This is a genomic window from Calorimonas adulescens, from assembly GCF_008274215.1.
Taxonomy (GTDB): Bacteria; Bacillota; Thermoanaerobacteria; order Thermoanaerobacterales; family UBA4877; genus Calorimonas; species Calorimonas adulescens.
The window spans coordinates 1-24,778 of sequence record NZ_VTPS01000024.1 but is presented as its reverse complement, the minus strand read 5'-3'; the positions used below and the strand labels follow the sequence as shown (position 1 = coordinate 24,778).

The window sequence follows — 24,778 nt, the reverse complement described above, 5'->3', positions numbered from 1 at the left end:
AATTTATGAATTTTATCATTAAGATTTATTCATTACATATTTATCCAGATGATCAAGTATGAGATATCAGACATATGTGTTGCAGTCACCAATATATCCGCAGAAGTTACGGCTTCTTCCCTTTAACTTTGGTAATAACAGCAGCTTTCATCCTATCCACCTGCCGCATTTATTGCATGGGCCTCTGTTAGTATCGGGCTTAATTTTGCTCAGTGAACTCGCCGACCACACGTTTGCCTTATTTACGGCCCTTGTTTTTAATTCTATTCCCTTACCCTGGCTATAGATACCACCTTATCTCCATCATCTAATCTAATCAGTCTAACACCTTGGCTATTGCGGTGAAGTTCAGGTATATCACTAACTTTAAGCCTTATAATATTTCCATTGAGTGTTGTTATCATAAGGTCATCCTCCTGCTGGACGACACGGATGGTAATGGCATAGCCATTTTTATCAGACCTGTTGTATGCCTTTATACCCTTTCCCCTCCTGGCCTGCAATCTATATTCTGAGGTGGGTGTTCTCTTTCCAAAACCATTTTCTGTTACCGTGAGGACATATCCGCCGCCATCAATAAGGTCCATCCCTATTATCTCATCATCCTTGTCCAGTTCAATAGCGGTAACCCCTTTTGACGTCCTTCCAGATGTCCTTACATCCTTTTCAGAAAACCTTATACACATCCCATTCTTCGTACCTATTATTATTTCCTGGCCACTTTCCGCTAATCGAACAGAAATCAACTCATCGTTTTCTTCTAAAGAGAGTGCTTTTATCCCAGTCTTTCTCACATTTCCATACTCATTTAAATCGGTCTTCTTAATAAGACCAGTCCTCGTCACCATCAAAATGGCAGAGCTCTCATCAAAACTTCTGACAGGCAATACAGCATTCACCTTTTCGCCCGGCCTTAATTGTATAAGGTTAACTAAGGCTGTTCCCTTTGCCTGCCTGCTCTCTTCAGGTATATCAAATGACCTCAGCCTGTAAACATTGCCCTGGTTTGTAAAGAAGAGGAGGTTGTCATGGGTAGATGTAATAAATATATCCTCCACAAAATCCTCTTCCCTTGTTGTAATGCCAATAAGACCCTTGCCACCCCTTCTCTGACTTCGGTAGTTACTTAATGGTATCCTCTTTATATATCCAAAGTGCGTGATGGTTACAACCACGTCCTCTTCCTTGATAAGGTCTTCCATGTCAATTTCGGTAAATTCTGGTATAATTTCAGTCCTTCTCTTATCACCATACTTTTCCTTAATCCTGATAAGGTCATCCTTTATTACATTCAATAACCTTGATTCGCTGCTTAAAATCTCATTATACTCTGCAATGTTCTTTAGAAGTCCCTCATATTCTTCATCTATCTTCTTTCTTTCAAGGCCCGTAAGCCTCTGAAGCCTCATGTCCAGTATAGCCTGTGCTTGTTTTTCAGAAAGGCCAAACCTGTCAATGAGCCCACTCTTTGCCTCCTGTGTTGTGGCCGATGACCTTATAAGGTTTATAACCTCATCAATATGGTCCAGTGCTATCCTAAGTCCTTCCAGTATATGAGCCCTCTCCTGTGCCTTGTTAAGCTCATACCTGGTCTTTCTGGTTACAACCTCTTTCTGAAAATTAAGGTATTCTACCATCATGTCTTTGAGATTCAGGACCTTAGGGACACCTCTTACAAGGGCCAACATAATTACCCCGAAGGTATCCTGAAGCTGAGTATGAGCATATAATGTATTTAATATTACGTTGGGATTTGCATCCCTTTTGAGTTCTAAAACCACTCTCATTCCAGTGCGATCGGACTCATCCCTCAGGTCTGCTATACCGTCAATCTTTTTATCCTTTATCAGATTGGCTATATTCTCCACCAGCTTAGCTTTATTAACCATATAAGGTATTTCCTTTATAAGTATTCGCGACCTGCCTTTTGCCTCTTCTATCTCTACCTTAGACCTCAAAATTATCTTGCCCCTGCCTGTATAATAGGCATCTTTTATACCCTTTGTTCCCATTATACTTGCACCAGTAGGAAAATCAGGCCCCTTAACAAACTTCATCAGCCCATCTATATCAATATCTGGATCATCTATAAGCGCAATTATACCATCTACTATCTCGTTAAGATTATGAGATGGAATATTTGTAGCCATCCCTACAGCTATTCCTTGAGAGCCATTTACAAGGAGATTTGGAAATCGACTTGGTAAAACTGTTGGCTCCTTTAGGGTATCATCAAAATTTGGCATGAAATCTACCGTCTCTTCGTTAATGCCAGCAAGCATTTCCAATGAGATTCTGGAAAGCCTTGCCTCCGTATATCTCATGGCTGCAGGTGGATCTCCATCTATACTGCCCATATTACCATGGCCATCCACTAAGGGATACCTTATTGAGAAGTCCTGTGACATCCTGACCATAGCATCATATACAGCAGCATCACCATGGGGGTGATACTTACCAAGAACATCACCGACAATACGGGCTGACTTTCTGTATGGCTTATCAGGTGTAAGTCCAAGTTCATTCATTGCATACAGGATACGCCTGTGTACAGGTTTTAACCCATCTCTCACGTCTGGGAGTGCTCTCCCAACGATGACACTCATTGCATAGTCTATATATGACCTTTGCATCTCATCTTCTATACCCACGGGTATTATATTTTCTTCTGGCATTTAATCACCTTCTCATATGTCCAGATTTTTAACCAAATGAGCATTCTTTTGTATGAACTCGCGCCTGGCCTCTACATCCTGTCCCATCAAAATGGCAAATATTTCATCTGCTACCAGGGCATCCTCAAGACTAACCCTGAGCATGGTCCTCGTCTCCGGGTTTAAAGTCGTCTCCCATAGCTGTTCCGGATCCATTTCTCCAAGGCCCTTATACCTTTGTATATCAGCCTCATGGCCTATCTCGTTCAATACCTTCTCCAGTTCGCGGTCTGAATAGACATATTTGATAAATTTACCTTTTTCCACCCTGTACAGTGGTGGCTGAGCAATATACACATATCCATTGTCTATAAGCTCAGGCATATATCTATAAAAGAAGGTTAAAAGCAACGTCCTTATGTGGCTGCCATCCACATCAGCATCGGTCATACATACAATCTTGTGATACCTTACCTTCTTTATATCAAAATCATCACCTATACCAGCCCCAATGGCAGTTATCATAGCCTTTATCTCATCGCTGTTCAATATCTTATCGAGCCTTGATTTTTCAACATTAAGAATTTTACCCCTGAGTGGCAGTATTGCCTGAAATCTTCTGTCCCGCCCTTGTTTTGCTGAACCTCCTGCAGAGTCGCCCTCTACAAGGTATAATTCGCACAGTGCCGGGTCTTTTTCTGTGCAGTCGGCAAGTTTTCCAGGCAGCTGCATTGAATCCAGTGCTCCTTTACGCCTTGTGAGCTCTCTGGCCTTTCTGGCAGCCTCTCTCGCCCTGGATGCAGTCATAGCCTTGTCAAGAATCACCTTCGCTGTAGATGGGTTTTCCTCCAGAAACGTCTCTAACTTTTCATATACAGCATTTTCTACAAAGCTGCGTATCTCTGTATTTCCTAGTTTTGTCTTTGTCTGGCCTTCAAACTGAGGCTCAGTCAATCTTACACTTATTACTGCAGTCAAGCCCTCTCTCACATCTTCACCCTGCAGGTTCCTATCATTTTCTTTTAAAATACCATGTTTTCTGGCATAGTCATTTAGAACTCTGGTAATAGCATTCTTAAAACCTGTTAGGTGTGTCCCTCCCTCATGAGTATCTATATTGTTGGCAAAACTGAAAATAGTCTCATTGTAGGTGTCATTATACTGCAAGGCAACCTCAAGCTCTGCATCATCTTTAGTTGCAGATATAAATATAGGTTCATCATGCAGCACTTCTTTGGATTTGTTTAAATATTTTACAAAAGAGACTATGCCTCCCTCATAGTGGTAAATTTCCTTAACATCACTTCTCTTGTCTTCAAGGACTATTTTAAGTCCCTTGTTTAAAAAAGCCATTTCCTTCATTCTTGTGGAAAGTATATTAAAGTCAAACTCAATATCCTCAAAAATCTCTTTATCAGGCTTGAATGTAATTTCTGTGCCATGATTGTCAGTTTGACCAAGAGTGATAAGCTGGGTCACTGGCTTTCCTCTTTCGTATCTCTGTTTGTATGAGTTACCTTCCCAGTCTACCTTTACCTCCAGCCATTCGGATAAGGCGTTTACCACAGAAACACCAACACCGTGAAGCCCGCCTGACACCTTATATCCACCGCTGCCAAATTTGCCGCCGGCATGGAGCATTGTAAGAGCAACCTCTATTGCCGGCTTTTTCACCTGAGGATGTATATCTGCCGGAATACCCCTCCCATCGTCTTTTACCGTACACGACCCATCCTTATTGATGGAAATATATATTTCCTTGCAGTAACCGGCCATAGCCTCGTCAACGCTATTATCCACAACCTCGTATACAAGATGATGAAGCCCCCTTGTGCCTGTCGAACCTATATACATGCCAGGCCGCTTTCTTACAGCCTCAAGTCCCTCCAATACCTGTATCTTACTTGCGTCATATCTTACTTCATCCATCCCATCACCTCCTACTCTATTGTCTCAAATGGATTATTCGCCCTTTTATACAACGTGACTGAGGATATGGGAGAACAGTATACAAAACATTTATTGTCCTCCTCCACCAGCACAAGGGATTTTACATCCTCATTTAATTGATTTTTTAAAAAACCCTCTTCACGACAAATGTTGATAAATTCCTGGTTAATTTCTGAGGACAATGAGGAAGGATAATCAATTATTCCAATTAAGTTTTTAAGTGGTATTATTATGTTGCTGCCTATATGGAGAAACATCATATCACCCCTAATCTTATTACATTCCAGCTTCCATCCATGTGGATATCATTTGCGGTAATCACTGACTGAATGTCCTTGATATTTTTCATTACACACATTTTTCTATCATCATCAAGTTCAGAAAATACATCGTCTAAAAGGAATACAGGCGACTCTCCAATATTATCCCTGATAATTTTTATCTCAGCCAGTTTCAGACTTAATGCTATTGTCCTCTGCTGACCCTGCGATGCAAAGGTCCTTGCTGCCTTTCCATCCAATAGTATTTTTATGTCATCCCTATGTGGACCTATGGTAGTCTGGCCATAGGTTATATCCTTTTCCACAGAGGATTTCAAAAGTTCTCTATACATATCAATATTATTACCAAAATTGACCAAATATTTGATTTCAAGTTCTTCTCCACCACTCAGGTTCTTGTGAATATCAGCAACTGCTCTTGACAACGTTTCTACAAACCTTGCCCTTATTGTAGCTACCTTTATTCCATATGCTGCAATCTGCTCATCCCATGAATCTAAAGTATATCTCAAGGAAGGTTTTTTTGCAATATTCTTAAGCAGATTATTCCTCTGCTTTAAAACTTTGTAGTATCTCATTAAATCATAGGTATAATTGGGCCTTATCTGTAAAAGCGCCTCGTCTATAAAATTCCTTCTTATCTGTGGGTTTCCCTTAACTATATACAGGTCTTCAGGTAAAAAAAGTATGGTGTAGATGTTACCCAAAAGCTCAGACTGTTTATTAATCTCTATCCCGTTAATCTTGATCTGCTTTTTATTGTCCTGTGCATAGCCAAACTGTGCAGTAAACTCTCCAGAGCTTCTAACTGCCTTTATACCGATAAAAAAATTGTCCTCATCATATTTTATTATTTCACTCAACCTGGATGTTTTAAATGACCTACCACGGCTCAATAGATAAATAGATTCCAGTATATTGGTCTTTCCTACAGCATTTTTACCTAATATGATATTTGTACCCTTGTCCAAATAGATGGTATAATCGGTAAAATTCCTGAAGTTTTTTAAATCTACCTCTCTAATATACAACACAAGCACCCCTATATGAGCCTGTAGGCCTGGCCTTTAACCTCCACAGTGTCGCCGGGCCGTAATTTTTTGCCCCTCATTGTACAGACCTCATTATTTACTCTTACCTTTCCCAACTGTATTAATATTTTAGCCTCTCCACCTGTACTTACTATATTCTGCCATTTCAAGAATGCACCCAATGTTATATAGTCCTTATCAATTTTAACTTCACGCATCGCTATCATCTTTCATTTTTACCGGTAATACAAGGTATAGGTAATCATCACCATTAACCGGTTTTATTATACATGGGGACACATTGCTCAAAAACTCAAGTTTCACATAACTGTCCTCTATTGCCCTAAGAGCCTCTAAGAGATACAAGGAGTTAAATGCTATAGTAAGGCCTGGCCCATCAATCTTTATATTAATAACATCGTTGAAGTATCCCCTCTCATCCCTGCCCTCAACCTTCATATAATCCCCATCAATCGTCAGTTTTACCAGTGTCCTTCTATCCTTGGATATTAGGCTTGCCCTCTCCAAGGTATCAACGATATCCTCTCTCTTTACCTCACATACCAAACTTTTTTCATTGGGAATAATGTTTTCATAATCTATAAACTCACCTTCCAAAAGTCTCGTATATACCCTTGTGTTGTCCATATCAAATACGGCCTGGTTTCTATTTACATATATATTTAAATTACCTTCTTCTAGAAGCCTTGACAGTTCATTTAACGCCTTATACGGGATGACAATGTTCAGGTCAGAATTATTCTGAATTTTCTTTCTTTTTATAGACATCCTGTAACCGTCCAATGCCACCATGATTGCCTCATCATTGCTAATTTTTAACAATGACCCATTAAGTATAGGGTGCGTCATATCTGTAGACACAGAAAAGATTGTACCTTTTATCATATCATTTAAGATTTCCTGGTCCATAACGACGCCATAGTCCAGCTCAATTGTTGGGATTGCAGGGTATTCCTCTGAATCATAGCATGAAATATTAAATAAGCTACTGCCGCTCTTTAAAGTAACAACGTTGTTTTCCACATCCATACTTATTGTTTCTCTTGGCATTGTTCTTACAATATCGCTAAATATTCTTGAGTTGACCACGGTTTCTCCTTCATCTATGACGTTTGCTTCAATTTGCGTCATTATTGTTAAATCCATGTCAGTTCCTATCAGCGTTACCATATTGTCTTCTGCTTTTATATATATTCCCTCTAAGATTGGTAGCGTTGTTTTAGAGCTTATTCCCTTTTGTACTTTGTTTATGGCGTTTTGCATTGCCTGAGTGTCTACCTCAATCTTCATCCTTTTTCCCTCTTTTCTTATCTTTTTCTTATTATAACTTTATTCACAGTAGTAGTAGAGACTGTGGATTTGTTGATAATGTAATTATCACCATAAGTGATGCTGATTTAGAGTGTAGAAAAATTTGTTTAAAAAACTGTACTAAAAAATATTGTTGCAGCATAAATATATAAGATGAAAAAAAAATACATTTTCCACAGTTGAATTCCACATGGAAACTGTGGATTATTCTCCAAGTATCTCCTTTTTCAAACTCTCTATCAGCGACTTCATTTCGCTATCATTTGCTATATCTTTAGAAATTTTTTCACAGGAGTGTATTACTGTTGTATGATCCTTTCCGCCAAACTCTTCTCCGATCTTGGGAAGTGACATATCAGTCAATTCTCTGCAAAGGTACATGGCTATCTGTCTTGGAACCGTGAAATTTTTGGTTCTCTTTTTGGATTTTAAGTCCTCAATCTTTATTCCAAATCTCTTTGCCACAACCTCTTCGATATATTTTGCATTTATCTCTCTTTTAGAATCATGCCGTAATATGTCTCTTAAGGCCTCTTCTGCCATATCGATGGTGATTTCTGTCTCTATAAACGCACTGTATGCAGCTACCTTAATCAGTGCGCCCTCCAGTTCCCTAATATTTGACTGAATTTGTTTTGCCATGTATACCATGACATCATTGGGAATCTCAATGTTTTCCTGCTGCGCTTTTTTCTTTAAAATTGCAATTCGCGTTTCAAAATCTGGAGGCTGAATATCTGCTATGAGTCCCCATTCAAACCTTGATATGAGTCTGTCCTCCAGTTGCTGTATCTCTTTTGGTGGCCTGTCACTGGAAACCACAATCTGTTTGTTTGCCTCATATAATGTGTTGAAGGTGTGGAAAAATTCCTCCTGAGTACGCTCTTTATCTCCAATAAATTGAATGTCATCTATTAAAAGGACATCTACACTCCGGTATTTGTTCCTGAATTCTTCATTTTTGTCGTCTTTAATAGCATTTATAAGGTCGTTGGTAAATTTTTCCGATGTCACATACATGACCTTCATGTCCTTATTGTTGTCCAGTATATAGTGACCGATGGCATGCATAAGATGGGTCTTTCCGAGACCAACTCCTCCATATATAAAGAGGGGGTTGTATGCATGTCCTGGAGCCTGCGCGACAGCTAATGAAGCAGCATGGGCAAACCTATTACTGTTTCCTATGACAAATGAATCAAATGTATATTTTGAGTTCAGATAGTTTATAAGGTTGTCATGCATGCCATCACTAATAGTGCTAGCAGTCTGTTCTGATATTGTGTCTTCATCAATAACCCTTATTACAACCTTATATTTTTTATTGCTTACTGTATTTATTGCATTGGTAAGGTAACTGGTGTACCTCTCGTTTATGATATTGTAGGTAAATGAGTTTGGTACACCTATGGTAATGGTGTCATTGTCCATGCTTATAGGCCGCAAGAGTCTGAACCAGGCATTGTAACTTACCTCTGTAAGCTCAGTTTTTACGAGTCTGGTTACCCTTTCCCAGAGGTTTAAAAGTTGCTCATTCATACCATGTCCCCCTCTTAAGAAAAATTATGACCCCCCTCCATGGTGGTCATATGGTTGTGGATTACGTAATTAACATTTTCACATGGTCAAGATTATATATCTATAACTATTAACAAACATTTTAAACAACTTATCCACATTTTTTTCCACAGTTTGTGGATAAGTCCAGCTTGCAAAAAAATTTTCCACAGTTATAATATCAAATTATCCACAGATATTCAATGAGTATTTTGTTCTAATAGACTCAGATAGCTTTGTGGATGCTACAAAAACAACCTTCACGGATAGGGGGGCTACCTGTAAGAAGATTTACGAACTGCATCCGCTGCATCCGGAGCAGCTTCCACTGCAGCTACCTGCACTGCCATTTCTTTTTATAAAGTTAAAGGATTTAAAGACCTGCGAGATGTTGTTGGAGCCACATGACGGACATCTTACATTTCCTTCATCTTTTTCCTTGATACTTACCATGTCAGAAAAATAGTGTCTGCAGTCTTTGCATATAAAGTCATAGCTTGGCATTTTATAACCCCCAGGATATAGTTTAATTTTTGTACATAAGTTGTGATCAATATATTGTTCAATATATATTATATAATCCTTGACACACATAATAAAGGAGGATATAATCATTATAGCTATCGTACAGGTGCTAAGCAGGAGGTGTTCGAATATGAAGATGACGTATCAACCGAAAAAGAGGAGAAGAAAGAGAGTTCATGGCTTTAGGAATAGGATGAGAACTGCTACAGGACGAAAAGTTCTGGCCAGGAGGAGACTTAAAGGTAGGAAGAGACTTTCTGCTTAAGGCCGCAATAGGTGGCCTTTTTCCGTATTTGGAGGTTTTTATGAGGTTTACTTTAAAAATTAAGAAGAGCGCAGATTTTAACAGGCTTTATAAAAAGGGAAGGTATTTTGCCGATGATGTCATAGTCCTGTATATTTTACCAAATAACGACAAGAGTAATAGGATAGGTTTTTCTGTGAGCAAAAAGATGGGCAAGAGCGTGAAGAGAAACAGGATAAAACGGCTAATGAGGGAGACATACAGATATTTAGAGCCAGATTTGAAGACAGGATATGATATAGTGGTAGCGGCAAGAAAGCTGTCTCAGGAAGCAGATTACTATATGATGTTAAACAGCATGAGAAGGCTTTTAAAGCGAGCAGGTATGTTCAGGGAGGGTTCCTTATGAAAAGGTTTTTAAAAGGTTTGATCCGTTTTTACCAAAGGTTTATTTCACCATTGAAACCGCCAAGCTGTCGTTTTTATCCCACCTGCTCGGAATATGCGCTCCAGGCTGTAGAAAAATACGGCATTTTTAAAGGGACCTGGTTAGCCCTGTGGAGAATTTTAAGATGCAATCCATTTAATCCAGGGGGCTATGATCCTGTAAAATAAACATGGGGAGGTTTTAGGTTTTGGGCAGTTTAACTCAGTTTATGGGCACGATTTTTGAGTATTTTTTTAGTATTACTGGGAGTTATGGGTGGGCGATTGTTGTATTTACTTTAATTGTTAAGTTATTGCTTTTGCCTCTTACGATACCTCAACTTAATTCATCTAGGAAGATGCAGGAGATTCAACCGCAGATTGCTAAGATCCAGGAGAAATACAAGAATGATCCTCAAACCATGAATCAGAAGGTTATGGAACTGTATCAAAAAAATAATGTAAATCCTATGTCTGGTTGTCTTCCTTTATTGATACAGCTACCTATACTCTGGGCATTATTTGCTATGTTTAGAAATTACCCTGCATTGTCTGGGGTGGGATTTTTGTGGCTCAAGGATCTTTCTAAACCGGATAGTTTGTATATATTGCCAATTCTTTCTGGCCTTACGACATATATTTCTACTGTAATAGCTATGCCTAAAAATGTTTCTTCTGACCAAACGATGATGAATATCATGATGCCCATATTGATAGCGTGGATGACTGTCTCTTTACCGTCTGGCCTTGGTGTATACTGGGTTGTCAGCAATGTATTCCAGATAGTTCAGCAGTACTTTTTCTACAGAAAGCCTGGAAGCGTGAAGGGGGAGACTGACTCGTGAAGAGTGTTGAAAAGTCTGGTAAAAATGTGGATGAAGCTATAAAAGCTGCCTTAGATGAGCTTGGAGCTGATGTAGATGATGTGAATATAGAGATTTTGGATGAAGGCAGCAAGGGGCTTTTTGGCTTTGGCAGCAGAGGGGCTAGGGTGAGGGTAGTACTCAAATATGATCCAGAAAAAGAGGTAAAAAGATTTTTAAGGGACATATTGCGTTCACTTAATCTCAATGTGGATTTCCTGATAGATTATAGCGAGATAGAAGGTACGATGAAGATTGAGTTTTTTGGTACAAATGTTGGTTTTGTAATTGGTCATCGCGGTGATGTGTTGAACTCACTCCAGTATTTGACATACCTTGTGGCGAACAAGGAAAGGACGACGGATAAGCAGATCCATGTGATACTGGATGCGGAAAATTATAGAGAGAGGAGGGAAACAACGCTCAGGAATTTAGCTAACAGAATGGCTAAAAGAGCTGTTTCTCTTCATAAGAATGTAGTTTTAGAACCTATGACCCCCTATGAAAGGAAGATAATTCATGAGACCCTGCAGAATCATCCTGCAGTTGAGACATATTCTATAGGTGAGGATCCTCATCGCAAGGTTGTAATTGCATTAAAGAAATGATATATCTTTTATTATAAGTGTTTAGAATAGTTTACTGGCTTTTATTTTAAGAGATATCAACCCAGTGCATATGCTGGGTTTTTTAATATTAAAAGCAGGTGATGAGTATGAATGTGCTGGATACTATAGCTGCTATATCCACTCCTCCAGGTGAGGGTGGAATTGGCATTGTGAGATTGAGTGGGGATATGTCTATTGATATAGCCTCGAGGATATTTAAGTCAAATACAGGCAAGAGGTTGGATAAAGTGAAGAGCCACTGCATGGTTTATGGCCACATAGTTGACCCTGACACTAACCTTGAGATTGATGAGGTACTTGTAAGTGTAATGAAGGCTCCTCACACGTATACAAGGGAGGACATTGTCGAGATCAACTGCCATGGCGGTTTTACCCCACTAAAGAAGATATTGGAGCTTTGCCTGAGGTTTGGGGCCAGGCCGGCAGGACCTGGTGAGTTCACGAAACGTGCCTTCATAAATGGAAGGATAGATTTAGCCCAGGCTGAGGCTGTAATGGATATAATCAGATCTAACTCTGATGATGCCCTGAAGACTTCAGTGGCACAGCTGGAGGGTAAAATTTCCCGGGAAATATCAGACATAAGGTCGAATATTGTTGATTTGATTGCACACATTGATGCTTATGTTGATTTTCCTGAGGAGGATGTAGAGGAGTTGTCCGATTTAAAGCCGGACATTGAGCGTTCTATTGATAAGATTGAAAAATTGATAACCTCTGCCAGTACAGGTAAAATACTCCGAGAGGGCCTGAAGACAGTTATCATCGGAAAGCCTAATGTTGGAAAATCGTCTCTATTAAACGCGCTATTGAAAGAAGAGAGAGCCATCGTAACGGAGATACCAGGAACAACGAGGGACATTATAGAGGAGTATATAAATATTAAGGGCGTACCTGTAAAGTTAATTGATACGGCAGGAATAAGGGACACCAATGATATAGTAGAAAGGATTGGTGTTGAAAAGACAAAAAAATTTCTTGAACAGGCAGACCTGGTCATTCTCATGTTTGACTCGTCGTTGAATTTAACGGATGAGGATATGCTTATTATTGAACTTGTAAAGGATAAAAAGGTTGTCGCTCTTTTGAATAAGTCAGACCTGCCCTCTGTTTTAAAAATCGATGAAATAGAAAGGAGTCTCCCCGGGGCTAAGGTGATCAGGACATCTCTTTTAGATGGGATGGGCCTTGATGAACTCACTGATTATGTCTATGGCCTCTTTTACAATGGGGATATAAGGATTGATGATCCAATAATTACAAATACCAGACATCTGGCCTGTCTAAAGAAGGCGGTTGATTCGCTTCGTTCGGCTGTTGCCACTTTTGATGACGGTAAGCCTGTTGACCTGATTACTGTTGACCTGATGGCTGCTGTTGAGGCTTTGGGGGAGATTACCGGCGAAACTGCCGGCGAAGAAATTATTGACAGGATATTTCAGAATTTTTGTGTGGGCAAGTGAGTGGCATGAGTTTTATTCCAAATGTTGGTAGGTGATATCGTGTTTAAGGTTGCTGATTATGATGTTGTGGTGGTTGGGGCCGGACATGCCGGATGTGAAGCTGGCCTGGCCACTGCCAGAATGGGATTTAAGACTGCTATTTTTGCCATAAATTTAGACAGTATAGCCATGATGCCATGCAATCCTGCCATGGGAGGTCCTGCCAAAGGGCATCTCATCCGTGAGGTGGACGCACTTGGTGGCGAGATTGGTGTAAATACGGATAAGACAATGATACAGGTAAGGACGTTAAATACCGGTAAAGGACCTGCAGTCCAGGCATTAAGGGCCCAGTGCGATAAAAAAGCATACCAGTTTTCAATGAAATACACCCTGGAAAAGACCCCAAACCTGGATGTCATTCAGGGAGAAGTTGTTGAAATAAAGGTAGATGGCCGGAGGGTCTCGGGGGTGCTGACGATGACCGGCGCATTTTATGGAGCCAGAATTGTCATTGTTACCACAGGCACATATCTCAATGGAAAGATTATAATTGGCGATGTGAGATACAGTGGTGGCCCCAATGGACTTTATCCTGCCACGGAGCTTTCCTCATGCCTTAAACGGCTGGGTGTGAAGCTGATGAGGTTTAAGACAGGCACACCACCCAGGGTTGACAGACGGACAATAGACTTTGACAAAATGGTCATACAGCCAGGGGATGAGACGCCGCAGCCTTTTTCGTATATTAATGACAGGGTTGATGTCTTGCAGATACCATGTTATCTTACTTATACCAATGAAAAGACACATGAAGTGATCAGGCTAAACCTGTCCCGTTCACCTCTTTATAGCGGTAAGATCGAGGGTATTGGCCCGAGGTATTGCCCTTCCATAGAGGATAAGGTTGTTAAGTTTCCACATAAGGAGAGACACCAGATCTTTATTGAGCCGGAGGGTATAAACACCTATGAGATGTATGTGCAGGGTATGTCCACCAGCATGCCTGAGGATGTCCAGCACGCCTTTTTGCGGACCATTGCGGGGTTGGAAAATGTCAGGATCATGAGGGATGCTTATGCTATAGAGTATGACTGCATAGACCCTACACAGCTTACGCCGTGGCTGGAATTGAAAGATATTCATGGCCTGTTTTTTGCAGGACAGGTGAATGGAACCTCGGGATATGAGGAGGCCGCTGCCCAGGGTATCATGGCTGGGGTCAATGCAGCACTGCAACTGAGAGGTGAACCACCATTTATCCTAGACAGGAGTGAGTCTTACATTGGTGTTCTGATAGATGATCTTGTGACCAAGGGTACAAATGAACCGTACCGTATGATGACCTCAAGGGCTGAATACAGGCTCTTTTTACGGCATGACAATGCAGACCTCAGGCTTACAGAAAAAGGGTACAGGATAGGGCTGGTCTCCCAAGAAAGGTATCAGCGTTATTTGAGACGCAAGTCTCAAATCTATGATGAGATTGAAAGGCTTAAGAGGACAAGGGTCTCTCCTACATCTGATGTCATAAACTTCCTGCAGAGGGTTGGGAGCAGTGAGATAAGGTCTGGTATAAGCCTGTATGAACTTTTGAAGAGGCCCGAAATCACATATGAAAACCTCAAGGTCATTGATTATGGTAGGCCTGATGACATATTACAGTCAGTAATTCCATCCATTGAGATAGAAATCAAATATGAGGGGTATATTAAAAAAGAGGCAGAGCAGATTGAAAGTTTCAAGAGGCTGGAGGATAAGCAGATACCACCTGACATAGACTATAACGGCATAGCCGGTTTAAGTTTGGAGGCAAGACAAAAGCTTTCCAAAATCAGGCCAGTAAATGTTGGCCAGGCCTCGAGAATTTCTGGAGTATCTCCTTCTGATATATCGGTGCTCTTGATGTACCTCCGTTTTAAAGGGTGATTGATGATGGATAAAGATTTTTTAGTGCATGCATTAACTGTTTTTGGAGTCAGGCCACCGTTTCATGTGGAACTATTGGAAAAATATTATGACAGGGTTATGGAAGTAAATAAGGTGATGAACCTTACCTCCATTGTCGACGAGAGGGAGTTTATAATAAAGCATATATGTGACTCCGTCTCACCCCTTCTTTTTATGGATATTAACGGTTTAAAGTGTATAGATATTGGCACAGGAGCTGGTTTTCCCGGTATCCCGTTAAAGGTAATGGTACCGGACACCGAGATGGACTATATGGAGTCAATCAAGAAAAAAGCACGCTTTGTGAAGGAGACTATTGAAATTTTGGGAATCGATGGCACCGTATATGATAAAAGGGCGGAAGAATCAGGTCATGACCCCTCATTGAGAGAAAGTTATGATGTTGTGTTTTCAAGAGCTGTATCCAGTTTGAATGTCTTATTGGAATACTCTGTACCACTTCTGAAGGTTGGAGGGCGTATGGTTGCCTATAAGGGTCCATCTCCTGAAGAAGAGATAGACAGTGCTGCGGGTGCTCTTAATACACTTTCTGCAAGGGTTGAGAGTGTTTATAAATATAACCTGCCTGAAAGCGGTATAACCCACTCTCTTATTGTGATAAGAAAGATTGCTGAGACAAAGGGTCTATACCCAAGGCCATCGGCGAGGATCTCAAAGAAACCACTTTAACTTTTTTTTCCATATTAGCAGGAATTTACATTTGTATGTCGAAACAATATAATATAATAGCTGTGGAGTGTCTTATTGTATATTGTTACCTGATGATTGTTCTCTACAATCTTTGATGTGGTTGACCTATTGCATCAGCATGACAGCGGAGTATGGTTGACAATCAAATACCATTGATTTCCTAGTATCTATGACTGACGCTTTATACTTTACTGAAAGAAGGTGGTATTATGTTAAATGCCGACGCCCAGAGGACCATCAGCTATATACCCATTGAGATGATAAGACCAAACCCATATCAACCGCGAAAGCTGCTGTCTCAGGCTTCTCTGCAGGAACTCTCGGAATCCATTAAAAATTATGGCGTCCTACAACCAATAACATTGAGGAAAATTTCCAATGACTCGTATGAACTTGTGAGTGGTGAGAGAAGACTTAGGGCATCTCAAATGGCTGGGTTGAAAGATGTCCCTGCAATTATAATTGACGTTGTGGATGAAGATTCAGCAGTTATAGCCCTTCTGGAAAACCTTCAGAGAGAAGACCTTAATTTTTTGGAGGAGGCAGAGGGATACTACAACCTTATACAAGACCATCACCTAACGCAGGAGGAACTGGCTCGAAGGCTTTCTAAGAGTCAGTCTACAATTGCCAATAAGCTCAGATTGTTGAAGCTTTCTGACAGGATAAGGAGTATCATCATAAAAAATAACCTGACAGAGCGCCATGCCAGAGCACTTTTGAGGCTGCCCGACGAGGAAAGTCAGCTTATGGTCCTTGAACAGATCGTTAAAAAAGGGTTAAATGTTAAAGAGTCTGAAGCACTTATTGATAAGTACATTAATAACATAAAAAAAGCAAACAGCCCGAAGGAAATACACAAGCAGTCTGTAAAAAAGGCATTAAAGGACCTCCGCATTTATATCAATACATTCAAACAAGCAGTAGACCTTATGAACAAGTCGGGTATTTCAGCCAGTCTTGAGCAAAGGGAGTCGGAGGAATACATTGAATTTGTGGTAAAGGTTCCTATAAATCAATAATCAGTAGTGTTTCACATGAAACATATGCCACTTAAAAGAGTGGCTATAATTTTATATGCAGTCCTATATATATTTCCGCTATATCTAATCATTTGTGGCTTGTCTTAAAACATGATGTGGGTATATTTTACAGTTTAAAGATTCCTTAATAATTAGCGATGAAATCAATGTCCTTGCTTAGATATTTTGGATGATATATGTTTTGCGCACAATCAGGCAACAGCCTCGAACACATTGATAATTTGTAGGTAGAATATGATTAACATGAACTGGAACGCCTGTATTTGATTTATCCGCATCATATCAGAGGAATAAAAATAAAGAACATGTATAATACGATATGCTGAGAAAAGTAACTGCACAGATTAAATGCAAAAAAGCGTAGAGATTACGGGCGTATATAAAAATACCAGAAGAAAGAATTATACTTTCTTATGGTTAAGACCACGACCGGAATCACTGTAGAAGTATAGATAATGTTGACAATGGAATCACTTTTGTTTCAGTTCTAAAACCTGCCTATGGGGAAATCTCGTATCAATAGTGACAGGTTGTCGAGAGGACCAGTGTTCAGAGGCCACATCAGTCCAATGTTTATTCACTAAAAGCATAGTTCTAAAAATAAAGGATACAATTGCACCTGCGTATCCTATAAGGTCCTCAGGCGCGCATTCATTTAAATGTAAACCCAGGAATATCGAAATAACAGAGCTTGATATTAAAGCAGTACCAAGCCGATAGATATTAATTTGGGATAACCTGACCTGGAGACCATAAAGATGTATAGGGTTGTGCCTTATTGCCAGGCTTTACCATAAAGGCTATCACAAGGGTAGAAAGAAGGGCCTTTAGCAGGTTAATCACTCTGTTTTACATATTTGTCCTTTTGTTCCACGAGGAACAATGATATAATCTTATATAAAGAAACAGTTATTGACGGACAGGGAATGAGAGAGTATAAAGGTATATGACAGGTACGAAACACCGATGTCCACATGTTTTTTAAGGCATATTCCCGGTGTGGCCAGAAAGGATATATATCCTTAATAATAGACGGATAATAGACGGACTGTAGTTAAAAATGCATATCCATGGAATAGACGTCCATAGCATACCTGCGGCTATAAACTTATCAACTTTTTGGTTTCATGGTTGCTATCACAGCAATAAAGAACTGAATAAGGCTAAATTTCAATGCATCAACCGCTGTTAATGGATGTGAATATACAGAGAAGTACATTCCTAAGGAGAGGATATTATATGGGTAGGATTATGGCGGTAGCCAACCAAAAGGGTGGAGTAGGGAAGACAACAACAGTGATTAATTTAAGTAGCAATCTCAGCGCAAAGGGTAAGAGGGTACTGATGGTGGATATAGACCCACAGGGAAATTCAACAAGTGGTATTGGCATTAACAAGGAGAAGTTGAAAAAGACAACATATGATGTCCTCTTAAACAGTGAGGAGATCAAAAATAGTATTATAAGTACAGATTATAAGCGTCTGTTTCTGCTGCCTGCCAATATAGAGCTGGCTGGTGCGGAGATTGAATTGGTTGGCCTGGAGAGAAGAGAGTACAGGCTGAAGGATGCACTCTCAAAGGTAAGGGATGAGTACGATTATATCCTGATAGATTGCCCACCGTCCCTTGGACTTCTGACATTGAATGCCCTTACAGCGGCGGATTCTGTTCTGGTCCCTATTCAGTGTGAGTATTATGCGCTGGAGGGATTGACACAGCTTATGAACACAATAAAACTTGTGCAAAAAAACCTGAATAAGGACCTTAAGATTGAAGGGGTGGTGCTTACCATGTTTGACGGCAGGACAAACCTTTCAATTCAGGTGGTGGATGAGGTTAAGAAATATTTTAAGAATAAGGTATATCGTTCAATAATACCAAGGAATGTAAGGCTTGGAGAGGCTCCCAGCTTTGGTCAACCAATCAGCATATATGACCCAAAATCAAAGGGGGCGGAAGCCTATGAGGAGCTTGCAGAAGAGGTAATAGGAGGGAAATAGTATGAGGAAGGGTCTGGGAAAGGGTCTACAGGCATTGATACCGGAAACCGATACGACGCCAGCAAATGAAATATCCATAGATGAGATTATACCCAATGAAAATCAGCCGCGTAAGGATTTCGATGAGGAAGCCTTAGCTTCACTTACGGAGTCGGTCAGGCAATATGGTGTTCTGCAGCCAATACTGGTGACGCCGACTGATGGAGGATACAGGATTGTGGCAGGGGAGAGAAGATACAGGGCTGCAAAGGCAGCGGGCCTTGAGAAGATACCTGCCGTGGTGAGGACAATAACCGAGGAGGAGGTTATGGAACTCGCCCTGATAGAGAATCTTCAGAGGGAGGATTTAAATCCAATCGAGGAGGCAAGGGCTTACAGGACGCTGATGGAGGAGTACAGCTTGACTCAGGAAGAAATAGCGAAGATAATTGGCAAGAGCAGGCCAGCCATAGCTAATTCCTTAAGGTTGTTAAACCTTGAGCCAAGGGTCAGAGAGTTTGTGGAAGCGGGCAGGCTGTCTGCCGGACACGCCAAAGCTCTTCTTGGTGTAGAAAACCCTGCAAAACAGTATGAAGTAGCCTTAAAGGTGATGAATGAAGACCTGAGTGTCAGGGAGACAGAGAAAATAGTATCTAAACTGGTGGAACAAAACAGAGCTAAAAGTAAGAAGACAAGAGAGGTTAAAAAAGACCCCATAATTAAGAATATCGAGGACCGTTTAGAAAAGGCATTGGGGACAAAGGTGCAGATAAATACAGGGAAAAAGGGTGGTAAGATTTACATAGAGTATTATTCAAATGAAGAGCTGGAGAGGATAATAGAGGTTATAGGTGGGTGATACCATATGAGGTTTTTCCGGGTTGATGCCTTTACCGGATAGACATTTGGTGGAAACCCTGCAGGGGCTGTTATTGGGGGACCCAAAGAGGATATTATGCAAGGCCTGGCCAAAGAGTTTAAACTTTGCAGCTTTTTATGCCCTGGCCTCAAGGGGGTATCTCGATTTAGAAGAAGGCCTCAATGAGGTAGATTTTAACATCTGCTCGGTATACCTGAGCAGGATATAGCAGGAGAACCTATGATAGTGTCCATAGGTGTCAACGACATGATAACAGGTATGAGCAATAAGAGGGTTTTAAACTCCCTAAGGGCAGATGGGGAAAGGATTTCAGAACTTACAGGAGAGTTTCACGCAGAGTCTCTGCACCTGTTTACCTTTGACACATATATAAAGATGACCTGATCCTGACAAGGAACATGGCGCCTTTACTGGGCATAAGCGAGGAGGCGGCGACGGGCACCGCCAATGGTGCTCTGGGTATGTATCTGAGGGAGTCGGGTCTTGTCGATGAAAATCCGTTGAGGTTCAATGCAGAACAGGGTATAGCCATGGGCAGGCCCAGTCTTATATCTGTAGAGGTTACCAAAGGAGAAAGATACGGGGTAAAGGTTGGTGGGGCAGCAAAGATAATAGTTGAAGGAGAGCTTTGTGTTTAACACAAACAGTTTTATGTTCATATACTGGAGTATAGTTTATTGCAGATAAGTGCACGGCAGGGCATAAAATGCCTTGTAACACTCTGATAAGTGGATACCTGCTGATTTCTGCACTAAAATTATCGCTGCTCCGGGAGATGGTACGATGATATACCTTGATAATGCCGCCACGTCGTGGCCAAAACCAGACAGCGTAGCGAAGGCAGTATATGACTGTATTGTAAATAAGGGTGCAAATCCAGGCAGAAGCGGTTACAAGATGGCTATAGAGGCTGGAAGGATAGTATTAGAATGTCGAGAAGCGCTGTCTGACTTTTTTGGGATAGATGACCCTATGAGGGTGATTTTTGCGTCAAACGCCACTGATGCCCTTAATATGGCCATAAAGGGACTATTAAGGCCAGGCCAGCATGCAGTAACAAGCAGCATGGAGCATAACTCTGTGGCCAGGCCACTTAAAAAATTGGAACACATCGGTGTAGAGACGTCATTTGTAACTGCTGACGGCAGTGGCCTTGTATCACCGGACGACATAGAGAAGGCCATAAGGCCAAACACAGCGGTTATAATCCTCACTATGGCCTCCAATGTAACAGGAACAATCCAGCCATACAGGGAGGTAGGACAGATAGCAAAAAAGCATGGAATTCCATTCCTTTTAGATGCGGCCCAGGGGGCAGGGCATATACCGATAGATGTAAACAGGGATAACGTTGACATACTGGCTTTCCCGGGACATAAGGGACTTTTGGGGCCGCAGGGGACAGGGGGACTATATATACGGGAGGGCATTGAGCTGGATACTATAGTAGAAGGCGGCACGGGCAGCCGTTCTGACCTGATCACGCAGCCTGATATTTTGCCTGACAGGTATGAGAGTGGCACGCTGAACACCCCCGGCATTGCCGGTTTAAAGGCCGGTATAGACTATATAAACAGCGTTGGGATTGAGAAAATTAGAGAATATGAGATAAATCTCTGCAGCATGATAATAAATGGCCTTAAGGGTATTGAAGGAGTTCAAGTATATGGTCTGAAAGATCCGGAAGGGCACGCAGGTATTGTTTCATTCAATATTGGGGATATGAATTCTACAGAGATATCATATGTACTTGACAGTGAATTTGATATAGAAGTAAGGGCCGGACTGCACTGTTCCGGAATAGCCCACAAGACCATAGGGACATTTAAGCAAGGGACAGTCCGTGTAAGCCCGGGGCCTTTTACAACTGAAGAAGAGGTTGATAGGCTTATAGAGGCAGTAAGGTGGATAGCTAAATTGTAAATGAATAGCACCATACTGACATCTTGGCAGTTATAGACGAGCATATGGTATCACATGGGTGATAACCTGAAAACCTATCCTATATTTTTATATTGAGCACTTTAGCAGTAATGTGATATATTAAGTATAAGTTAACTATGTCAAATTCACCATGGCAATGGGCTGCACAAGACACGATTATGGGCTACCTGTTGCTCTATAACAGTTTGACGAGTGCAAAGAGGGCAGCAACACCTGTCATGTCATTGTATGACAGCACATCCTGTCCGGTGTGAGCGTGGGGATGCCCGGCATGGATTGTACAGATACCCCATTGTTGTCCTAATTTGTATTTCTAAGTAAATATTATATAGATGGATGGGTGACATAATATGAGTGATTTACTTCAGATGATAAAGTCAAATGATGTATACGTTATATCTGTTATGGCCCTGCTTTTGCTTATCGAACTCATATGGATATTAGCGCTAAATGCCCGGTTTTCCAGTTTTTTAAAGGGCTACAGGCGGGTTATAAATGGGAGGACCGGTGAAGACCTGGAGGATATCCTGTCCTCATATTTGGGAAAAGTAGAGGGCAATGTTGAAAAGATTACAGAGTTTGAGGAACGCATGAAACAGATAGAAAAACGTACAGAGCTTGCCCTACAGAAGGTTGGTATAGTAAGGTACAATGCTTTTTCAGAGATGGGTTCAGACCAGAGTTTTTCTATAGCTCTACTGGACTTGAACGACAATGGGTTTGTCATAACCGGAATATTCGGCAGGGACGACACGGTGACTTATGCCAAGCCCATAGAAAATGGTACCTCCAGATATCCGCTGTCGGCAGAGGAGATACAGGCTATAGACAGGGCCAGAAAGCGCGGAATCTAAGTTGGGTGGATGGGATCTATATAGTGTTCTACAATAAAAATTGGAGAGGGATTTCTAATATTTTTAAGTATTTCCCGGGAAATAATTTTTCGATGAGGTGTTCCTATGAAACAATATTCTTCATTTGATATATTGGGTCCGATAATGATAGGTCCGTCCAGTTCTCATACTGCAGGGGCTGCAAGGATAGGCAGCATAGCAAGGAGAATTTATGGCGGCCGAATAGATTCGGCGAGGTTTTATCTTCATGGGTCATTTGCAGAGACATACAGGGGACACGGTACAGACAGGGCGCTGTTGGCCGGTATACTTGGTATGGACCCATCAGATGATAGATTGCGTGATTCCATGGAGATGGCAAAAGAGGCAGGCATTACCTTTGAATTTATACCCGCAGAGCTGAGGGATGCCCACCCAAACACGGTAATGATAGAGTTGGATGGAGAAAACGGCAGGATGTGCATAACCGGTTCATCAATTGGTGGAGGCAGCATAGTTATAACCGCAATTGATGACTTCAACCTGGAGTTTACTGGCGATTATCCAACGCTCATCACATCTCACATTGACAGGCCGGGGGTTATAGCAAAGGTAACAGAAATAATAAGGGCCTATGATATAAACATAGCTTTTATGAAAGTGTTCAGACAGCAGAAGGGCAGGGAGGCTGCCATGATCATAGAGATGGATTCAGTCCTGCCTGGCCAGGCCATTGAGGAGATTAAAACGATAAATGAGATAAGCCGTGTAATGATGATAGAACCTGTATAGGAGTGATAACATGTATGAGTTTAGGACAGGCAATGAGCTATTAAATTTATGCAACATATACGGGGCATCAATTGGAGAAATTACCATACTCCATGAGATGGAGATGTCGGAAAAGAGCAGGGAAGAGGTTATACTGAAGATGAAGGAAAATCTTGATGTCATGAAGGAAGCGGCTAAGGATGGCCTTACAAAGGATATAAGGTCGGTAAGCGGTCTCACCGGTGGTGATGCAAGACGTCTGTATGAGTACGTAAAGGATAGGCCTGGCCTGTCCGGGCCAGGCATGGCTATGTCTGTGGCCAGGGCAATGGCCGTCTCGGAGGTAAATGCCTCCATGGGGAAAATTGTGGCTGCGCCCACAGCCGGTTCCTGCGGTATAATACCAGGGGCTCTTTTAAGCTCTGCAGAGATGTTGGGAAGCACCGATGACGACATAATAAGGGCGCTATTCACAGCCTCGGGGGTTGGGATGACCATAGCATATAATGCCACACTCTCTGGTGCTGAAGGAGGTTGTCAGGCCGAATGCGGCTCTGCTGCAGCCATGGCGGCTGCAGCGGTGACAGAACTGGCAGGTGGGAATCCTGAGATGTCTCTCAATGCTGCGGCTTTTGCATTAAAGGCTGTGATGGGGCTTGTATGCGATCCTGTGGCTGGTCTTGTAGAGGTGCCATGCATAAAGAGAAATGCCTTTGGAGCCTCTAATGCTCTGGTGGCTGCAGACATGGCTATGGCCGGCATAAAGTCTAAGATACCATTTGATGAGGTGGTAGAGGCCATGTACAGGGTAGGGAGGGTAATGCCCTGTGAGCTCAGGGAGACAGCAAGAGGTGGCCTGGCCGATACGCCGACGGGCAGAAAGATAAAAGAAAGACTCTTTCAGAGGGAAAGAAACGGTTAAAGATACTGATGAGGTTAGATCACTTCTCCCACACGATTATAATTATATCATACGGATATGGAGCGAATAAACGATTTATAAAATATTAAGATATGCAACAATACTTTTTATTAATCCTCACAAAAACATCACATTTTCATTAAATGTTTATCAAACCCTGCGTTTATAATAAAATTGTAAAATAAAAAAGAAGGGAGAAGTTTAAAATGAAGAAATGGATAATAATCTCTATCGTAGCGGTGGTGCTGCTGATGGGAGCCGTGGTATATGCTGCTGATGCTGTACCCTTTGGTAACGGTTTTGGATATGGCATGATGGGTGCCAATCCCTATTATACAGTGGAAATCAATGGGATAGCAAAAATCCTTGGATTTACCCCTGAACAGCTAACTGATGAGATGCAGAAGGGCAAAACCATTTATCAGATAGCAGACGAGAAAGGTATAACTGTAGATGACCTCACAGAAAAACTTAAAAGCTACAACAAGGATGTTCTGGATAAGCTGGTGGAGGATGAACTACTGACCCAGGAACAGGCAGATAGCATATATGAATATCAAAAGACCTATAGCACGCCTGGATACTTCGGCGGCTGCCCCGGTGCAGGGCCTGGCCTTGGATACAGTGCTGGCTACAGAGGTCCAGGCATGATGTACAGGTATAATCAGGGATTATAATCGCTACAATTAAAGTATCATATTTGCAAAAAGAGGGAGTGTCGCAAAACACTTTTTAAGTGTTAGCGGCACTCCCTTTTTTTGGATAAAAAATAAAAAACAGCTTCAAAATTTTAAAGGGAATATGGGCTTT

At 41.4% G+C, this 24,778-nt stretch carries 27 protein-coding genes; 19 read left to right on the top strand and 8 right to left on the bottom strand.

Annotated elements, in window-relative coordinates:
- Positions 1–263 precede the first annotated feature (263 nt).
- The 8 genes from gyrA to FWJ32_RS12120 form a co-directional block, all read right to left on the bottom strand.
- Entirely contained in the window at positions 264–2,675 is a 2,412-nt protein-coding gene (gene gyrA / locus FWJ32_RS12155; RefSeq protein WP_149546235.1) for a DNA gyrase subunit A, read from the bottom strand.
- Between the two features lie 12 nt (positions 2,676–2,687).
- Positions 2,688–4,583 carry a DNA topoisomerase (ATP-hydrolyzing) subunit B gene (gene gyrB, locus FWJ32_RS12150; RefSeq protein ID WP_149546234.1) on the bottom strand — a complete coding sequence of 632 codons (1,896 nt, stop codon included), beginning with the start codon at positions 4,581–4,583 and terminating at the stop codon, positions 2,688–2,690.
- 11 nt (positions 4,584–4,594) lie between these two features.
- A complete protein-coding gene (gene remB, locus FWJ32_RS12145) occupies positions 4,595–4,861 on the bottom strand; it encodes an extracellular matrix regulator RemB (RefSeq protein WP_149546233.1) in 267 nt (88 codons plus the stop codon).
- On the bottom strand, positions 4,861–5,916 hold the full coding sequence (gene recF, locus FWJ32_RS12140) for a DNA replication/repair protein RecF (RefSeq protein ID WP_162523624.1): 1,056 nt from the start codon (positions 5,914–5,916) through the stop codon (positions 4,861–4,863). Before recF ends, remB begins: the two co-directional genes overlap by 1 nt.
- An 11-nt stretch (positions 5,917–5,927) precedes the next feature.
- On the bottom strand, positions 5,928–6,134 hold the full coding sequence (locus tag FWJ32_RS12135; RefSeq protein WP_149546231.1) for an RNA-binding S4 domain-containing protein: 207 nt from the start codon (positions 6,132–6,134) through the stop codon (positions 5,928–5,930).
- A complete protein-coding gene (dnaN, locus tag FWJ32_RS12130) occupies positions 6,127–7,227 on the bottom strand; it encodes a DNA polymerase III subunit beta (protein ID WP_149546230.1) in 1,101 nt (366 codons plus the stop codon). Before dnaN ends, FWJ32_RS12135 begins: the two co-directional genes overlap by 8 nt.
- Positions 7,228–7,452: 225 nt before the next feature.
- Entirely contained in the window at positions 7,453–8,787 is a 1,335-nt protein-coding gene (gene dnaA / locus FWJ32_RS12125; protein WP_149546229.1) for a chromosomal replication initiator protein DnaA, read from the bottom strand.
- A 309-nt stretch (positions 8,788–9,096) separates the two neighbouring features.
- Positions 9,097–9,309 (bottom strand): FmdB family zinc ribbon protein, encoded by a 213-nt coding sequence (locus FWJ32_RS12120; protein WP_149546228.1) that lies wholly within the window; start codon positions 9,307–9,309, stop codon positions 9,097–9,099.
- A 151-nt stretch (positions 9,310–9,460) separates the two neighbouring features.
- Between FWJ32_RS12120 and rpmH the strand changes: the two genes are divergently transcribed.
- From rpmH to FWJ32_RS12030, 19 genes are all read left to right on the top strand, one after another.
- Positions 9,461–9,595, top strand: a complete 135-nt coding sequence (gene rpmH, locus FWJ32_RS12115; RefSeq protein WP_149546227.1) for a 50S ribosomal protein L34 — start codon at positions 9,461–9,463, stop codon at positions 9,593–9,595.
- Positions 9,596–9,635: 40 nt separating this feature from the next.
- On the top strand, positions 9,636–9,983 hold the full coding sequence (rnpA, locus tag FWJ32_RS12110; protein WP_149546226.1) for a ribonuclease P protein component: 348 nt from the start codon (positions 9,636–9,638) through the stop codon (positions 9,981–9,983).
- The gene (gene yidD, locus FWJ32_RS12105) at positions 9,980–10,189 is read left to right on the top strand and encodes a membrane protein insertion efficiency factor YidD (RefSeq protein WP_149546225.1); all 210 of its coding nucleotides are present in this window, start codon (positions 9,980–9,982) and stop codon (positions 10,187–10,189) included. The genes rnpA and yidD overlap by 4 nt, the downstream gene beginning before the upstream one ends.
- Positions 10,190–10,209: 20 nt before the next feature.
- Positions 10,210–10,845, top strand: coding sequence for a YidC/Oxa1 family membrane protein insertase (locus FWJ32_RS12100; protein ID WP_238988884.1), 636 nt, complete (start codon positions 10,210–10,212; stop codon positions 10,843–10,845).
- The gene (jag, locus tag FWJ32_RS12095) at positions 10,842–11,471 is read left to right on the top strand and encodes an RNA-binding cell elongation regulator Jag/EloR (RefSeq protein ID WP_149546224.1); all 630 of its coding nucleotides are present in this window, start codon (positions 10,842–10,844) and stop codon (positions 11,469–11,471) included. The genes FWJ32_RS12100 and jag overlap by 4 nt, the downstream gene beginning before the upstream one ends.
- A 107-nt stretch (positions 11,472–11,578) precedes the next feature.
- Positions 11,579–12,955 (top strand): tRNA uridine-5-carboxymethylaminomethyl(34) synthesis GTPase MnmE, encoded by a 1,377-nt coding sequence (gene mnmE / locus FWJ32_RS12090; RefSeq protein ID WP_149546223.1) that lies wholly within the window; start codon positions 11,579–11,581, stop codon positions 12,953–12,955.
- 36 nt (positions 12,956–12,991) lie between these two features.
- Positions 12,992–14,863 carry a tRNA uridine-5-carboxymethylaminomethyl(34) synthesis enzyme MnmG gene (gene mnmG / locus FWJ32_RS12085; protein ID WP_420837957.1) on the top strand — a complete coding sequence of 624 codons (1,872 nt, stop codon included), beginning with the start codon at positions 12,992–12,994 and terminating at the stop codon, positions 14,861–14,863.
- A 6-nt stretch (positions 14,864–14,869) separates the two neighbouring features.
- Positions 14,870–15,574, top strand: coding sequence for a 16S rRNA (guanine(527)-N(7))-methyltransferase RsmG (rsmG, locus tag FWJ32_RS12080; protein ID WP_162523623.1), 705 nt, complete (start codon positions 14,870–14,872; stop codon positions 15,572–15,574).
- 230 nt (positions 15,575–15,804) lie between these two features.
- Positions 15,805–16,617, top strand: a complete 813-nt coding sequence (noc, locus tag FWJ32_RS12075) for a nucleoid occlusion protein (protein ID WP_149546220.1) — start codon at positions 15,805–15,807, stop codon at positions 16,615–16,617.
- 1,260 nt (positions 16,618–17,877) lie between these two features.
- Positions 17,878–18,639 (top strand): ParA family protein, encoded by a 762-nt coding sequence (locus FWJ32_RS12070; protein ID WP_149546219.1) that lies wholly within the window; start codon positions 17,878–17,880, stop codon positions 18,637–18,639.
- 1 nt (position 18,640) lies between these two features.
- A complete protein-coding gene (locus FWJ32_RS12065; RefSeq protein ID WP_149546218.1) occupies positions 18,641–19,477 on the top strand; it encodes a ParB/RepB/Spo0J family partition protein in 837 nt (278 codons plus the stop codon).
- 25 nt (positions 19,478–19,502) lie between these two features.
- Positions 19,503–19,706, top strand: coding sequence for a hypothetical protein (locus FWJ32_RS12060; protein WP_203227764.1), 204 nt, complete (start codon positions 19,503–19,505; stop codon positions 19,704–19,706).
- Between the two features lie 11 nt (positions 19,707–19,717).
- Positions 19,718–19,882, top strand: a complete 165-nt coding sequence (locus tag FWJ32_RS13365) for a hypothetical protein (protein WP_162523622.1) — start codon at positions 19,718–19,720, stop codon at positions 19,880–19,882.
- Between the two features lie 14 nt (positions 19,883–19,896).
- Entirely contained in the window at positions 19,897–20,136 is a 240-nt protein-coding gene (locus FWJ32_RS12055) for a PhzF family phenazine biosynthesis protein (RefSeq protein ID WP_149546216.1), read from the top strand.
- A gap of 145 nt (positions 20,137–20,281) precedes the next feature.
- On the top strand, positions 20,282–21,421 hold the full coding sequence (locus FWJ32_RS12050) for an aminotransferase class V-fold PLP-dependent enzyme (protein ID WP_149546215.1): 1,140 nt from the start codon (positions 20,282–20,284) through the stop codon (positions 21,419–21,421).
- Positions 21,422–21,792: 371 nt separating this feature from the next.
- Positions 21,793–22,296 carry a DUF4446 family protein gene (locus tag FWJ32_RS12045; protein ID WP_149546214.1) on the top strand — a complete coding sequence of 168 codons (504 nt, stop codon included), beginning with the start codon at positions 21,793–21,795 and terminating at the stop codon, positions 22,294–22,296.
- 105 nt (positions 22,297–22,401) lie between these two features.
- Complete coding sequence (gene sdaAB / locus FWJ32_RS12040) at positions 22,402–23,067, top strand: L-serine ammonia-lyase, iron-sulfur-dependent subunit beta (RefSeq protein WP_149546213.1); 666 nt, start codon at positions 22,402–22,404, stop codon at positions 23,065–23,067.
- A 10-nt stretch (positions 23,068–23,077) separates the two neighbouring features.
- Positions 23,078–23,968, top strand: coding sequence for an L-serine ammonia-lyase, iron-sulfur-dependent, subunit alpha (gene sdaAA / locus FWJ32_RS12035; RefSeq protein WP_149546212.1), 891 nt, complete (start codon positions 23,078–23,080; stop codon positions 23,966–23,968).
- A gap of 206 nt (positions 23,969–24,174) precedes the next feature.
- Positions 24,175–24,645 (top strand): hypothetical protein, encoded by a 471-nt coding sequence (locus FWJ32_RS12030; protein WP_149546211.1) that lies wholly within the window; start codon positions 24,175–24,177, stop codon positions 24,643–24,645.
- Positions 24,646–24,778 lie beyond the last annotated feature (133 nt).

Excerpts from the sequence above, each read along its gene's own strand:
- gyrA (WP_149546235.1), bottom strand. The coding sequence starts at position 2,675 with ATGCCAGAAGAAAATATAATACCCGTGGGTATAGAAGATGAGATGCAA.
- gyrB (WP_149546234.1), bottom strand. The coding sequence starts at position 4,583 with ATGGATGAAGTAAGATATGACGCAAGTAAGATACAGGTATTGGAGGGA.
- remB (WP_149546233.1), bottom strand. The coding sequence starts at position 4,861 with ATGTTTCTCCATATAGGCAGCAACATAATAATACCACTTAAAAACTTA.
- FWJ32_RS12135 (WP_149546231.1), bottom strand. The coding sequence starts at position 6,134 with ATGCGTGAAGTTAAAATTGATAAGGACTATATAACATTGGGTGCATTC.
- dnaN (WP_149546230.1), bottom strand. The coding sequence starts at position 7,227 with ATGAAGATTGAGGTAGACACTCAGGCAATGCAAAACGCCATAAACAAA.
- dnaA (WP_149546229.1), bottom strand. The coding sequence starts at position 8,787 with ATGAATGAGCAACTTTTAAACCTCTGGGAAAGGGTAACCAGACTCGTA.
- FWJ32_RS12120 (WP_149546228.1), bottom strand. The coding sequence starts at position 9,309 with ATGCCAAGCTATGACTTTATATGCAAAGACTGCAGACACTATTTTTCT.
- rpmH (WP_149546227.1), top strand. The coding sequence starts at position 9,461 with ATGAAGATGACGTATCAACCGAAAAAGAGGAGAAGAAAGAGAGTTCAT.
- rnpA (WP_149546226.1), top strand. The coding sequence starts at position 9,636 with ATGAGGTTTACTTTAAAAATTAAGAAGAGCGCAGATTTTAACAGGCTT.
- yidD (WP_149546225.1), top strand. The coding sequence starts at position 9,980 with ATGAAAAGGTTTTTAAAAGGTTTGATCCGTTTTTACCAAAGGTTTATT.
- mnmE (WP_149546223.1), top strand. The coding sequence starts at position 11,579 with ATGAATGTGCTGGATACTATAGCTGCTATATCCACTCCTCCAGGTGAG.
- rsmG (WP_162523623.1), top strand. The coding sequence starts at position 14,870 with ATGGATAAAGATTTTTTAGTGCATGCATTAACTGTTTTTGGAGTCAGG.
- noc (WP_149546220.1), top strand. The coding sequence starts at position 15,805 with ATGTTAAATGCCGACGCCCAGAGGACCATCAGCTATATACCCATTGAG.
- FWJ32_RS12070 (WP_149546219.1), top strand. The coding sequence starts at position 17,878 with ATGGGTAGGATTATGGCGGTAGCCAACCAAAAGGGTGGAGTAGGGAAG.
- FWJ32_RS12065 (WP_149546218.1), top strand. The coding sequence starts at position 18,641 with ATGAGGAAGGGTCTGGGAAAGGGTCTACAGGCATTGATACCGGAAACC.
- FWJ32_RS12060 (WP_203227764.1), top strand. The coding sequence starts at position 19,503 with ATGCCTTTACCGGATAGACATTTGGTGGAAACCCTGCAGGGGCTGTTA.
- FWJ32_RS13365 (WP_162523622.1), top strand. The coding sequence starts at position 19,718 with ATGATAGTGTCCATAGGTGTCAACGACATGATAACAGGTATGAGCAAT.
- FWJ32_RS12055 (WP_149546216.1), top strand. The coding sequence starts at position 19,897 with ATGGCGCCTTTACTGGGCATAAGCGAGGAGGCGGCGACGGGCACCGCC.
- FWJ32_RS12050 (WP_149546215.1), top strand. The coding sequence starts at position 20,282 with ATGATATACCTTGATAATGCCGCCACGTCGTGGCCAAAACCAGACAGC.
- FWJ32_RS12045 (WP_149546214.1), top strand. The coding sequence starts at position 21,793 with ATGAGTGATTTACTTCAGATGATAAAGTCAAATGATGTATACGTTATA.
- sdaAB (WP_149546213.1), top strand. The coding sequence starts at position 22,402 with ATGAAACAATATTCTTCATTTGATATATTGGGTCCGATAATGATAGGT.
- sdaAA (WP_149546212.1), top strand. The coding sequence starts at position 23,078 with ATGTATGAGTTTAGGACAGGCAATGAGCTATTAAATTTATGCAACATA.
- FWJ32_RS12030 (WP_149546211.1), top strand. The coding sequence starts at position 24,175 with ATGAAGAAATGGATAATAATCTCTATCGTAGCGGTGGTGCTGCTGATG.